General features: G+C 36.0%; 8 protein-coding genes and 1 tRNA gene. 6 read left to right on the forward strand and 3 right to left on the reverse strand.

Annotated elements, in window-relative coordinates; genetic code table 11:
- Positions 1-16: 16 nt before the first annotated feature.
- Positions 17-98 (forward strand) — tRNA-Tyr (locus tag ACN5J3_RS03070).
- Between the two features lie 47 nt (positions 99-145).
- On the opposite strand, the gene metK is transcribed toward ACN5J3_RS03070, so the two are convergent.
- The 3 genes from metK to ACN5J3_RS03085 form a co-directional block, all read right to left on the reverse strand.
- Positions 146-1,399 (reverse strand): methionine adenosyltransferase, encoded by a 1,254-nt coding sequence (gene metK / locus ACN5J3_RS03075; RefSeq protein WP_418510727.1) that lies wholly within the window; start codon positions 1,397-1,399, stop codon positions 146-148.
- A 234-nt stretch (positions 1,400-1,633) separates the two neighbouring features.
- Entirely contained in the window at positions 1,634-2,872 is a 1,239-nt protein-coding gene (locus ACN5J3_RS03080) for an ammonium transporter (protein ID WP_418510728.1), read from the reverse strand.
- 23 nt (positions 2,873-2,895) lie between these two features.
- Positions 2,896-3,234, reverse strand: coding sequence for a P-II family nitrogen regulator (locus ACN5J3_RS03085; protein WP_417291327.1), 339 nt, complete (start codon positions 3,232-3,234; stop codon positions 2,896-2,898).
- Between the two features lie 420 nt (positions 3,235-3,654).
- Here ACN5J3_RS03085 and gltB point away from each other — a divergent pair, with 420 nt between their 5' ends.
- From gltB to ilvN, 5 genes are all read left to right on the forward strand, one after another.
- Positions 3,655-8,151, forward strand: coding sequence for a glutamate synthase large subunit (gene gltB / locus ACN5J3_RS03090; protein ID WP_418510729.1), 4,497 nt, complete (start codon positions 3,655-3,657; stop codon positions 8,149-8,151).
- A 3-nt stretch (positions 8,152-8,154) separates the two neighbouring features.
- On the forward strand, positions 8,155-9,621 hold the full coding sequence (locus ACN5J3_RS03095) for a glutamate synthase subunit beta (protein ID WP_418510730.1): 1,467 nt from the start codon (positions 8,155-8,157) through the stop codon (positions 9,619-9,621).
- A 351-nt stretch (positions 9,622-9,972) separates the two neighbouring features.
- A complete protein-coding gene (gene ilvD / locus ACN5J3_RS03100; protein ID WP_418510731.1) occupies positions 9,973-11,658 on the forward strand; it encodes a dihydroxy-acid dehydratase in 1,686 nt (561 codons plus the stop codon).
- Positions 11,659-11,669: 11 nt separating this feature from the next.
- Positions 11,670-13,406, forward strand: a complete 1,737-nt coding sequence (gene ilvB / locus ACN5J3_RS03105; RefSeq protein WP_418510732.1) for a biosynthetic-type acetolactate synthase large subunit — start codon at positions 11,670-11,672, stop codon at positions 13,404-13,406.
- A gap of 2 nt (positions 13,407-13,408) precedes the next feature.
- Complete coding sequence (ilvN, locus tag ACN5J3_RS03110) at positions 13,409-13,939, forward strand: acetolactate synthase small subunit (protein WP_418510733.1); 531 nt, start codon at positions 13,409-13,411, stop codon at positions 13,937-13,939.
- Positions 13,940-13,951 lie beyond the last annotated feature (12 nt).

Raw genomic sequence — 13,951 nt, forward strand, 5'->3', positions numbered from 1 at the left:
TTTGCCATCCGCTTATGGGGAGATACTCAAGCGGCCAACGAGGGCAGACTGTAAATCTGCTGACTATGTCTTCGCAGGTTCGAATCCTGCTCTCCCCACAAAAAAAAGCCTGCAACTAGCAGGCTTTTTTTATTTCTATATTTGATTATAAGCCAAAGGCTGTTTTTACTTTGTCAACATAATCTAGTTTTTCCCAAGTAAACAATTCAACATCAAGAGAGATGTTTTCTCCATTTGGTTGAGAAAATGTTTTTGTTATAGTTTCGTTTTGTCTTCCCATGTGTCCATAAGCAGCAGTTTCGCTATACATAGGTTGACGTAATTTTAAACGTTCTTCAATAGCAGCAGGGCGCATATCAAAAATTTCAGATACTTTTTGAGCTATTTCTCCGTCAGTCATATTAAATGGGCAAGTGCCATAAGTGTCAATAAAAATACCCATAGGTTCAACAACACCAATGGCGTAGCTTACCTGAACTAAAACTTCATCACAAATACCAGCTGCAACAAGGTTTTTAGCAATGTGTCTGGTTGCATAAGCGGCACTTCTATCTACTTTACTAGGGTCTTTACCTGAAAATGCGCCACCACCATGAGCACCTTTTCCGCCGTAAGTATCAACAATAATTTTTCTACCAGTTAAACCTGTGTCTCCGTGAGGTCCGCCTATTACAAATTTTCCTGTTGGATTTATGTGATAAGTAATCTCGTTATTAAATAAATTTTGAATGTCTTCTGGTAGCTGCGCTTTTACACGAGGAATTAAAATATCAACAATATCTTTTCTTATTTTAGATAACATGACTTCGTCTGTGCCAAAATCATCATGCTGTGTAGAAACTACAATTGCTACAATACGTTGCGGAATGTTATCGTCACTGTATTCAATAGTTACTTGACTTTTTGAATCTGGACGCAAATAGGTGATGTCTTTATTTTCTCTACGTAATTTAGCTAACTCTTTTAAAATTCTGTGAGATAAATCAAGAGCTAATGGCATGTAGTTTTCGGTTTCGCGAGTAGCATATCCAAACATCATGCCTTGGTCTCCAGCGCCTTGCTCTTCTTTTGTAGCGCGATCTACACCACGGTTTATGTCGTCAGACTGCTCATGTATTGCTGATAGTACGCCGCACGAGTTTCCGTCAAACATATATTCGCCTTTGGTGTATCCTATTTTATTAATAACATCTCGAGCTATTTGTTGAACATCTAAATAGGTGTTAGATTTTACTTCGCCTGCTAATATAACTTGACCGGTTGTTACAAGTGTTTCGCAAGCAACTTTAGACTCTTTATCAAATGCTAAAAAGTTGTCTATTAAGGCATCGCTTATTTGGTCTGCAACTTTATCAGGGTGTCCTTCAGAAACACTTTCTGAAGTGAATAAATATGACATAATCTTTTATTTTTTGTCTATTAATATTGAGAAAAATAGATTGCAAATAGCTAGAGAAGTAGGTAACTGCTTTAGCATTTTTTTATGAGGTTGCAATCAGACAAATTTTTCCTCTGTTTTTCAGTCGTCAAAAATACAAATAATATTATTACTAAAAAACAGTCTTAGCAGACTTTAAAAATAAAAAACTCCGAATGTTAACTTCGGAGTTTTTTTGAGTATTTATGTAGGGAGTTAGTGTTCGTTAAGCCTAAAGTTAGGGTATGCATCCATACCGTGTTCGTGAATGTCTAAACCTTCAAGTTCTTCTTTTTCAGAAACTCTTAAGCCCATTGTCTTTTTTAGAGTAAATAGAATAATAAATGATGTGACAATACATATTAAAGCATAGGCAGCAATACCAATAAGTTGACTTATAAATTGATTTACACTAGCAAGAGATCCAAAAATTCCTACAGATAAAGTGCCCCAAATTCCGCAAATTAAATGTACGGCAATAGCTCCAACAGGATCGTCAAGTTTTAGCCTGTCAATTAATGACACGGCAAATACAATAATTGCGCCTCCTATAGCTCCAATAATGATGGCGTCTCCAGGGCTCATGACATCAGCGCCTGCAGTTATACTAACAAGGCCTCCTAAAATGCCGTTTAAAAACATAGTTAAATCGAGATTTTTAAACTTTGCAAAAGAAACAATAGCGCATATGACGCCTCCAGAAGCAGCGGCAAGGCAGGTTGTTACTAGTGTGATAGATGTAAGTGTGGGATCTGCTGAAAGAACAGAGCCTCCGTTAAAACCAAACCAACCTAACCATAATATTAAAACTCCAGCAGTGGCAAGAGGTATGTTGTGTCCTGGTATTGCTTGAATAGTGCCGTTTTTGAATTTTCCGATGCGGGCTCCTAGTAAGCAAACAGCTACTAATGCAGCCCATCCTCCAACAGAGTGAACTAAAGTAGAACCTGCAAAATCATAAAAGGGAGTTTCTAATGTTTGTAAAAAACCGCCACCCCATTTCCAAGAGCCTGCAATTGGGTATACAATTCCAACATAGACCAAGGTAAAAATCATAAATGGCGCAATTTTAATACGCTCTGCTACAGCTCCAGAAACTATTGTGGCAGCTGTTGCGGCAAACATTCCTTGAAATAAGAAGTCTGTCCAGTACGTATAGCCATTATTGTAGGTGAGATCTAAAGTTCCAGACGCTAATGGAGCCTCTAGGCCAAATCCAGCAAAGCCTAAAATGCCAGTAGAGTCTTCTGTAAATCCAGGGTACATTAAATTAAAACCAACTATATAGTAAAGTAGTAAGCCTATTGTTATTATAAATATGTTTTTAAAAAGTATGTTGAGAGTGTTTTTTTGTCTTGTGAGTCCTATTTCTAAAAGAGCAAATCCTAAATGCATAAAGAAAACAAGAGCTGTGCAGATCATCATCCATACATTGTTTATTGTAAGTGTTTCCATTTTTTTTAGTTGATTTTTCTTGGTTAGTTAAGTGTTTCTCCGCCTTTTTCTCCGGTTCTAATTCTATAGGTTTCCTTGATGTCTGAAACAAAAATCTTTCCATCTCCAACATTGCCTGTTGCAGCAGAGTTTAGAATGGTCTTAATAGTTATTTCTTCAAAATCATCATTAACTACTATAGATAAATACCTTCTTTGGATATCACTAGTGCTGTAGCTTACGCCTCTGTATACATGACCTTCTTTCTCGTTTCCTAATCCTGTGACATCCCAGTAGGAAAAAAAATTAACACCAACTTTGTGTAGAGCGTCTTTAACTTCGGAAAATTTAGATTTCCTTATTATGGCTTCAATTTTTTTCATTTTATGATTTTTGAGTTGAATCGTAAATCTATAAAAAATATTTAACCCTATAAAAAATAGGGTTAAATATGTATTTATGTTGATGCTTTAAATATTAACCCTTTTTATTTTAGGGTTGTTGTTTGGTGTTGTGGTTTTTGTTGATAAAATGACATTTATATTGTATTATATTTATATAAATGCTAAAAAAACGATGATTTTTCTTGTTTAAATTGATTAAAATGTAATTTTAATTTACTTTAAAAATGATTTTGTTGAATAAAATTCATTATTGATATTGTAATTTATACACCTCTTTTTTATTGAAATAAAAAAAAATAAAGCTTAAAATATCAAACTCATAATAATGAAACTCTCTCATTGATAGTTAAGTATTACCTCCTATATTAGTTAATCACAGTTGAAAAAAACCAAGAAAACATGCTAGAAAAACAAGGACTATATTTACCAGAGTTTGAACACGATAATTGTGGAGCAGGATTTATTTGTAGTTTAACAGGAAATCGCTCTAATGATATTATTCACAAAGCGTTAGAAATTCTTGTTAAACTTGAACATCGAGGAGCTGTAAATGCAGACGGAAAAACAGGAGATGGCGCAGGTATTTTAATTGATGTGCCTCATGTGTTTTTTAAGGAAAGCTGTGATTTTAATCTTCCAGAGTTAGGCGGTTATGCTGTTGGTAATATGTTTTTACCAAAAAAGGAAAACCAAATGCAATATTGTATTAATGTTTTCGAGGATGCTATAAATAATCAGGGACTTAAAATTTTGGGCTGGAGAAATGTGCCTGTAGATAGTTCAGTTTTAGGGCAAGTTGCTGCAACTGCAGAGCCTTCTATAAAGCAGGTGTTTGTTGGTAAGGCAAGCGATGAGCAAACCGAGTTTGAGTTCAACTTAAAACTTTTCGCTGCGCGTAAAATTGCAGAGCATGATATTTATGGGTCAAAACTATCACAAGCGTCATATTTCTACTTTCCAAGCTTATCTACAAAAACCATTATATACAAAGGACTTTTAAAGCCCGAAGACATCAGTTTATATTATAAGGATTTAATGAATCCGTTATTGGATGCTAAACTGGCTTTGGTGCATCAACGATTTTCTACTAATACATTTCCAACTTGGGATTTAGCACAACCGTTCCGTTATATGTGTCATAATGGTGAAATCAATACACGTCGTGGTAATGTGTCGCGTATGTTTTCTCGTGAAGAACTTATGCAAAGCGATTGGTTTGGACCAGATATAAAAAAGATTTTTCCAACGGTTTTAAATGGGAAGTCAGATTCTGCTCAAATGGATATGGTTGTAGAATTGTTATTAATGACTGGTCGTTCGCTTCCTGAAGTTATGATGATGTTGGTGCCAGAAGCTTGGGAAAAATACAAGGACATGTCTGACGAGAAAAAAGCCTTCTATGAATTCAACTCTTGTCTTATGGAGCCTTGGGATGGTCCTGCGTCTATTCCGTTTACGGATGGAAATTATATAGGTGCGGTTTTAGATAGAAACGGATTGAGACCATCGAGATATACGGTTACAAAATCGGGTTACGTGATTATGTCTTCTGAAACTGGAGTTATGGATATAAAGCCTGAAAATGTTGAATATCACGGGCGTTTAGAACCAGGGAAAATGTTTTTGGTTGATATGAACGAAGGTCGTATTGTAAATGACGAAGAAATCAAAAATAAAATCGTTAGTAAGTATCCTTATCGTAAGTGGTTGGATGAAAATTTAACCAGACTAAAAGATATAAAGTATAGTGATTACGAAATCACGCATAACGAAATTGAACTAAACACGCGTCAGCATATATTTGGATACACGCAAGAAGATGTAAATACCATTATTCTGCCAATGGCATCCAAAGCAAAAGAGCCAATTGGTTCAATGGGTTCTGATACGCCAGTTGCAGTGTTGTCAGAGCGTCCGCAGTTAATCTATAATTATTTTAAGCAGTTGTTTGCGCAGGTTACCAATCCGCCTTTAGATGGTATTCGAGAAGAAATGATTACAGATATCAGTTTAACACTTGGTAGCGATTACAATCTGTTTGATATTAACGAAAAGCACTGCCGAAAATTAAAAATTCAAAATCCGGTTATTTCAAAACAAGATTTAGATAAACTCATTAATTACAAGGGCAAAGAAGATTATAGTGTTGAGGTTATTTCAATGCTTTATGATGTGAATGAACGTGCAAATGGTCTAGAAAAAGCACTTGAAAGATTAGTGCAGCAAGCATCAAAAGCTATAGATAATGGCGTGAGTATTATTGTGCTTTCTGATAGAAATGTCACTCAAGGAAAAGCGTCAATTCCAGCTTTATTGGCTTGTTCTTATGTAAACCATGGTTTGTATGGTTTAGGTAAACGTTCTAAAGTAAGTTTGATAATTGAGTCTGCCGAACCTCGCGAAGTGCATCATTTTGCACTATTGTTTGGGTTTGGAGCTAGCGCAATCAATCCGTATATGGTAAATGAAATTATCGAAAGTCATTTGCCAGATTTAAATTTAGAGTTTGAAGAAGCTATTCAAAATTACAACAAAGCCGTTGGTCAAGGAATTTTAAAGGTGATGAACAAAATAGGGATTTCAACATTAAATTCTTATCGAGGTGCGCAACTGTTTGAATGTATCGGAATCAACTCAAATGTTGTAAATAAATATTTTCCTAATACACCAACACGAATTGAAGGCGTTGGACTTATGGAGCTTGAAAAAGAAATCTACAAACGCTATCAAGAGGCTTTTGAAACACAGGATATTGCTGGCGATTTAGACTTGCAAATTGGTGGCGAATATCGTTGGAGACGTAATGGCGAAAAGCACATGTTTAACCCATTATCGGTTGCAAAATTGCAGCAAGCAGTTAGAGAGAATAATCCAACAACCTATAAAGAATATTCAGAGTTGGTAAACAATCAATCCAAAGCATTAATGACTATTCGTGGATTGTTTGAATTTACAAATTATGATCCAATTCCTATTGAAGAAGTTGAGCCTTGGACGGAAATCGTGAAGCGTTTTAAAACAGGGGCAATGTCTTATGGTTCTATAAGTAAAGAAGCTCATGAAAATTTAGCCATTGCAATGAATCGTATTGGTGGTAAAAGTAACTCTGGAGAAGGTGGTGAAGATGAAACACGTTTTTATAAAGATGCTGCTGGCGACTGGAAAAACAGTGCAATAAAGCAGGTGGCTTCAGGTCGTTTTGGCGTGACTTCTAACTATCTAACCAATGCTAACGAAATACAAATTAAAATAGCGCAAGGTGCAAAACCAGGTGAAGGCGGACAATTGCCAGGACCAAAAGTAAATCCGGCAATTGCTAAAACAAGAAACTCCACACCTTATGTGGGATTGATTTCGCCACCACCACATCACGATATTTATTCTATTGAAGATTTATCGCAACTTATTTACGATTTGAAATCTGCTAATAGAGAAGCGCGTGTTAACGTGAAATTAGTTTCAGAAGTTGGAGTAGGAACAGTTGCTGCTGGTGTTGTAAAAGCTAAAGCAGATGTTGTTTTAATTTCAGGTTTTGATGGCGGAACAGGAGCATCACCACTAACATCTTTAAAACATGCAGGTTTACCTTGGGAATTAGGAATTGCTGAAGCGCAACAAACATTGGTAATGAACGATTTGAGAAATCGTGTGGTTTTAGAATGTGACGGACAATTAAAAACAGGACGAGATGTAGCGATAGCGTGTTTGTTAGGAGCTGAAGAATTCGGTTTTGCAACAGCACCTTTAGTGGCTTCGGGTTGCATCATGATGCGCGTGTGTCATCTTAATACATGTCCTGTTGGAATAGCAACGCAAAATCCAGAGCTTCGTAAAAAGTTCAAAGGAAAACCAGAACACGTTGTAAATTACATGTATTTCATTGCTGAAGAATTACGTCAAATCATGGCAAAACTTGGTTTTAGAACCGTTGATGAAATGGTTGGTCAAGTGCAAAAATTAAGTCGAACAAAAGCTATCGAGCATTACAAAGCTAAAGGTTTAGATTTAACACCAATTCTTTATCAAGTACCTGCAAAACCAGGAACAAAACTATATAATATAACAACGCAAGATCACGATTTAGAAAAGCATTTAGATTTTAAAATTATTGAGAAATCGCATCCAGCGTTATTCCGTAAGGAGAAAACATATTTAGATTTCAATATCCGAAATGTAAATCGTGCTGTTGGAGCAATAATAAGTAACGAAGTGTCCAAAATTTATGGTGCTCAAGGCTTACCTGAAAACACGTTGAACCTAAATTTTACAGGTTCAGCAGGACAAAGTTTTGGAGCTTTTGCAACCAAAGGATTGACCATGATTGTCAATGGAAATACCAACGATTATATGGGTAAAGGATTGTCAGGAGCTAAATTGGTTGTTCGTGTTCCTGAAGACTCAACCATTGTTCCGGAGGATAACATTATTACAGGAAACGTAACCTTGTATGGTGCGACTTCTGGTGAGGTTTATATCAACGGAAAAGCAGGAGAGCGTTTCTGTGTTAGAAATTCTGGAGCGCAAGCGGTTGTTGAAGGTATTGGCGACCATGGTTGTGAGTATATGACAGGTGGAGTTGCTGTGATTTTAGGGGAAATAGGAAGGAACTTTGGCGCTGGAATGAGTGGTGGAATCGCTTATGTTTTAGACGAAAATAAAACTTTTGAAAGTAGATGTAATGGCGAAGGATTAAATATCGATCCAGTTACAGATGCAGAAGATATCAAGCTGTTAAAAGAATTGATTGAAAACCACTACAATGCATCGTTAAGTCCGTTAGCGCAACGCATTTTGGAACAATGGGAAAGCTATTTGCCTAAATTCTTAAAAGTACTTCCAGAGGAATATCGTCAGGCATTAATCAAATTAGAACAAGAAAAATTAGTAACGCAATAAATCATGGGAAAAGTAACAGGATTTTTAGAATATAAAAGAGAGGTTGAAGATTACAAACCTGTAGAAGAGCGTTTAAAAAATTATGAGGAGTTTGCTGTTAAAATGGCAAAAAGTCGTGTGGAAAATCAAGGTGCTCGCTGTATGGATTGTGGTATTCCTTTCTGTCATAGTGGTTGTCCTTTAGGAAATTTAATACCAGATTTCAACGATAAGGTTTATAACGGAAAATGGAAAGAAGCTGCCGAAATTTTACATGCAACCAATAACTTTCCGGAGTTTACAGGACGTTTGTGTCCAGCACCTTGCGAAGAAGCTTGTGTGCTTGGAATTAACGAAGATCCAGTAACTATTGAAAATATCGAAAAAAACATTGTTGAAGAAGCTTTTAAAAATGGATGGATTACAGCAAAACCACCAAAATCTAGAACAGGAAAAAAAGTTGCGGTTATTGGTTCAGGACCTGCAGGTTTAGCAGCTGCGCAACAGCTTAATCGTGCTGGTCATTCAGTAACGGTTTATGAGCGCGATGCAAAAGTAGGAGGCTTATTGCGCTATGGAATTCCAGATTTTAAAATGGAAAAAAATATCATTGATCGTCGTGTTGAGGTTATGAAAGAAGAAGGTATTCTTTTTGAAACCAATGCGCATGTTGGTGTTAATGTAGATGCAAGTGCGTTAAAAAAAGAACATGATGCTGTCGTGCTTTGTGGTGGTGCAACGGTTCGTCGTGGTTTACCAATTCAAGGAGCTGATGCAAAAGGCGTTTATCAAGCTATGGATTTTTTAAAGCAAAATAACAAACGTGTTAGCGGTGAAAATTTTGAAGAAGCTGAAATTTCTGCAAAAGGAAAGCGTGTTATTGTTATTGGTGGTGGTGATACAGGAAGTGACTGCATAGGAACAAGTAATCGTCATGGCGCAGTTAGTGTAACTAATTTTGAAATATTAAGTAAGCCAACTATCGAGCGTCCAGAAGCTCAACCTTGGCCTTTTTGGCCTATGCGTTTACGAACAAGTACATCACATAAAGAAGGTGTTGAGCGCGTGTTTAGTATTTCAACAAAAGCATTTAAAAAAGATATCGAAGGAAACTTAACAGGTTTGGTAACTTGTGAGGTAGAATGGGTAAATACTCCAGGGCAAAGACCTCAATTACGAGAAGTTCCTAATAGTGAAAAACATTGGGATTGCGATATGGTACTTTTAGCGTTAGGTTTTATAGGTTCCGAAACAACTTTGGTAGAACAGTTTGGGCTAGAAACCGATATGCGAACTAATATAAAAGCACCAGAAACCAACTATCAAACCAATGTTAATAATGTGTTTGTAGCTGGTGATATGCGTCGTGGTCAGTCGTTAATAGTTTGGGCAATTTCCGAAGGAAGACAAGCAGCGCATCATGTAGATAAATATCTTATGGGAAAATCAGATTTACCACTTAAAGGCGATGGTGATTTACCTAGAATTTAAGACATAATTTGCTTTTTTAAAATAAACGTGTCATATTTGCTGATATAAAATGAACAGACAAATTATTAATATCATTTCTATAATTATCGTTGTGATTATTTCACATCGATGAGGAATGGTATTGTTGTAATATTTTATAAAAAATGCCTTCCTCTTTTCGGAAGGCATTTTTTTATGCATCAAATTCAAATTTTGAACATCATAATCATTTTGATTTAAAATATTGATTTACAGTTTTTTAAATGACTGTTAAAAGTGTTGAGTTTAGATGAGGATATTACAATGAAAAAGAAAGAACATTGCAAAAAATTACTTTAGAACAACCAAAAGGTTAGAAGATTAATAAATATAATGAGTGAACTAAATAAATACAGTAAAACCGTAACGCAAGATCCAACATTACCTGCAGCACAAGCCATGTTGCATGCCATTGGTTTAAATGATGAAGATTTACAAAAACCATTTGTAGGTATTGCAAGTACAGGTTATGAAGGTAATCCTTGCAACATGCATCTCAACAAATTGGCCACTTATGCAAAAAAAGGGACTGAAAATGCTGATTTAGTAGGTTTGATTTTTAACACCATTGGCGTTAGCGATGGTATTTCAAACGGAACACCTGGAATGCGATTTTCATTACCATCAAGAGATCTTATTGCAGATTCTATGGAAACTGTTGTTGAAGCTATGAGCTACGACGGATTAGTAACTGTAGTTGGCTGTGATAAAAATATGCCAGGAGCACTTATGGCAATGTTGCGCTTAAACAGACCTTCTATTTTGGTTTATGGCGGAACCATTGCTTCAGGCTGTCATGAAGGAAAAAAACTAGATATCATTTCGGCTTTTGAGGCTTACGGACAAAAAGTTGCAGGAACAATAGACGAAACAGAATATAAAGAAGTAGTACATAAAGCTTGTCCTGGCGCTGGAGCTTGTGGTGGTATGTACACAGCAAATACAATGGCTTCTGCTATTGAAGCTTTAGGAATGTCATTGCCTTTTAATTCTTCAAACCCTGCAGTAAGTAGTGGTAATATTAAAGAAGAAGAAAGTGCTAAAGCTGGTGAAGCTATGCGATTGCTTTTAGAAAAAGATATTAAGCCTTCAGACATTGTTACTAAAGAATCATTAGAAAATGCTTTCAGATTGGTGACTGTTTTAGGTGGATCAACAAATGCTGTTTTACACTTTTTGGCCATTGCAAAGGCTGCAAAAGTTGAATTTACTTTGAATGATTTTAAAAGAATAAGTGACACTACGCCATTATTAGCAGATTTAAAACCTAGTGGAAAATATGCTATGGAAGATTTACACAGCGTTGGTGGTATTCCCGGAGTTTTAAAATACATGTTAGATAATAACATGCTTCATAAAGATTGCTTAACCGTTACAGGAAAAACAATCGCAGAAAATTTAGAAAACGTACCAAACCTTATTGAAGGACAAGACATCATAAAAACATTAGATAAGCCAATCAAAGATTCAGGACACATTCGTATTCTTTTCGGAAATCTAGCTACAGAAGGTGCTGTTGCAAAAATAACTGGTAAAGAAGGCTTGTTTTTTAAAGGTGTAGCTAATGTATTTAACAGTGAAAAAGAGGTTAACGAAGGAATAAAATCTGGAAAGGTTAAAAAAGGAGATGTGGTTATTATTCGTTACGAAGGTCCTAAAGGAGCACCTGGAATGCCAGAAATGCTCAAGCCAACATCGTCGATAATGGGAGCTGGTTTAGGAAAAGATGTCGCATTAATAACTGATGGAAGATTTTCAGGTGGCTCTCATGGTTTTGTTGTTGGTCACGTTTCACCAGAAGCTCAAGTAGGTGGAAATATTGCTTTAGTAGAAAATGGAGACATCATTGCTATTGATGCTGTAAACAATTCAATAAACATTGAAATTTCTGAAGAAGAATTAACAAAACGAAGAGAAAAGTGGGTAGCACCAAAATTAAAATTTGATAGAGGTGTGCTTTACAAATATGCAAGAACAGTATCATCTGCTGCGCAAGGTTGCGTAACAGATGAGTTTTAAATACGTAGACTATGGAGAATACTCAAACAATCACAAAAGACGAAAAACAAGTGGTAACATCAACACGCATTTCTGGAAGTGAAGCTGTGGTACGTTGTTTATTAGCAGAAGGCGTCGAAACGGTCTACGGTTATCCAGGTGGCGCAATTATGCCAATTTATGATGAATTATATAAGTATCAAGATAAACTACATCATGTACTAACACGTCATGAGCAAGGAGCAACACATGCGGCTCAAGGTTATGCGCGCATTTCGGGAAAAGTTGGTGTAGCAATGGCTACGTCTGGTCCTGGTGCTACCAATTTAATTACAGGTATTGCCGATGCGCAAATAGACTCTACACCTATGGTTTGTATTACAGGTCAAGTAGCATCACATTTATTAGGTAGTGATGCGTTTCAGGAAACCGATATTATTGGTATTTCTACACCTGTAACCAAATGGAATCATCAAATCACAAAAGCATCTGAAATTCCAGAAGTATTAGCAAAAGCATTTTACATTGCTAAAAGTGGAAGACCTGGACCTGTGTTAATAGATATTACTAAAGATGCACAATTTGAAGAGTTCGATTTTGAATATAAAACTTGCGAAGCAATTCGTAGTTATAAACCTGTTCCAGAAACACAACCAGAACAAGTAAAAGCAGCTGCGGACTTAATCAATAGTGCGAAAAAACCAATGATTGTTTGGGGACAAGGTGTTATTTTGGGTGAAGCTGAAGAAGAATTAAAAGCTGTCATTGAAAAAGCAGGAATTCCTTCGGCTTGGACTATTTTAGGTGCTTCTGCAATTCCAACATCACATCCTTTAAATATTGGTATGGTTGGTATGCATGGTAATTATGCACCTAATAAATTAACCAACGAGTGCGATGTGCTTATCGCAATTGGTATGCGTTTCGATGATCGAGTTACAGGTAATTTAGCAACCTATGCAAAACAAGCTAAAGTCATTCATTTTGAAATTGATCCTGCTGAAGTTGATAAAAACGTAAAGACAGACATTGCTGTTTTAGGTGATGCTAAAACAAGTTTAGCGGCTTTGTTGCCACTTTTAGAAGCAAAATCACATGATAATTGGCACAATGAGTTCAAAAAGCTATATGATGTAGAATTTGAAAAAGTCATAAAAAACGATTTACATCCAACCAAAGAAGGCTTAACAATGGGTGAAGTTTTAAAACAAATCAATACCGAAACCAAAGGAGAAGCCGCTATTGTTAGCGACGTTGGTCAGCACCAAATGATTGCTTGTCGTTATGCCGATTTTAAGGTGTCTAAAAGCAACATTACTTCTGGTGGCTTGGGCACAATGGGTTTTGCGTTACCAGCTGCAATTGGTGCAAAAATGGCTGCGCCTAATCGCGAAGTGGTGGCTATAATTGGAGATGGTGGTTATCAAATGACCATTCAAGAATTAGGCACTATTTTTCAAACGCGTGTTCCTGTGAAAATAGTTGTTTTAAATAACGATTTCTTGGGAATGGTTCGCCAATGGCAACAACTTTTTTTTGATAGACGTTATGCATCAACCGAATTAGTTAATCCAGATTTTGTTCAGATTGCAAAAGGTTATCATATAGATGCTAAACGTGTCACAAAACGTGAAGAATTGGCTGATGCCGTTAAAAAAATGATCGCAAGCGATTCGGCTTACTTCCTAGAAGTTTGTGTAGAAAAAGAAGATAACGTATTTCCAATGATACCAACTGGAGCTTCGGTTTCAGATGTAAGATTAAGTTAATTATGAGTCAAGAAAACCAAATATATACTGTATCTATTTACACCGAAAATAATATCGGGTTATTAAACCGTATTTCGGCAATATTTCAACGTAGACATATCAATATTGAAAGTATCAATTCTTCAATTTCAGAAATTGAAAATGTCTCTAAATGGACTATTGTGGTGAAGTTAACCGAAGACCAAATGAAAAAAATTATTGGTCAAATTGAAAAACAGGTTGAGGTGATTAAAGCCTATTATCACACCGAAGAAGAAACCATTTATCAAGAGTCTTGTCTATTCAAAATCAAATCAGATTTACTGTTTGAAGAGCGACAAATTAAAAATATTATTAAAGAAAGCAACTCAAGAATCGTCACTGTAAATAAAGAGTTTTTTGTGCTTGAAAAATCAGGAAGACGTAGCGAAATAGAATTATTACACAGAGAATTAAGTGCTTTTGGAATTTTACAATTCACCCGTTCTGGGCGAATTGCAGTTACCAAAACACCAATGGAAATAACTAAAATGTTGGAAGCTTTTCAACACTAAAAACAAACTAAA

This window comes from Corallibacter sp. (genome assembly GCF_048381695.1).
Classification (GTDB): Bacteria; Bacteroidota; Bacteroidia; order Flavobacteriales; family Flavobacteriaceae; genus Corallibacter; species Corallibacter vietnamensis.

What these genes read in the sequence shown, in the direction of transcription:
- metK (WP_418510727.1), bottom strand. Translation starts at nt 1,399, where the DNA reads ATGTCATATTTATTCACTTCAGAAAGTGTTTCTGAAGGACACCCTGAT.
- ACN5J3_RS03080 (WP_418510728.1), bottom strand. Translation starts at nt 2,872, where the DNA reads ATGGAAACACTTACAATAAACAATGTATGGATGATGATCTGCACAGCT.
- ACN5J3_RS03085 (WP_417291327.1), bottom strand. Translation starts at nt 3,234, where the DNA reads ATGAAAAAAATTGAAGCCATAATAAGGAAATCTAAATTTTCCGAAGTT.
- gltB (WP_418510729.1), top strand. Translation starts at nt 3,655, where the DNA reads ATGCTAGAAAAACAAGGACTATATTTACCAGAGTTTGAACACGATAAT.
- ACN5J3_RS03095 (WP_418510730.1), top strand. Translation starts at nt 8,155, where the DNA reads ATGGGAAAAGTAACAGGATTTTTAGAATATAAAAGAGAGGTTGAAGAT.
- ilvD (WP_418510731.1), top strand. Translation starts at nt 9,973, where the DNA reads ATGAGTGAACTAAATAAATACAGTAAAACCGTAACGCAAGATCCAACA.
- ilvB (WP_418510732.1), top strand. Translation starts at nt 11,670, where the DNA reads ATGGAGAATACTCAAACAATCACAAAAGACGAAAAACAAGTGGTAACA.
- ilvN (WP_418510733.1), top strand. Translation starts at nt 13,409, where the DNA reads ATGAGTCAAGAAAACCAAATATATACTGTATCTATTTACACCGAAAAT.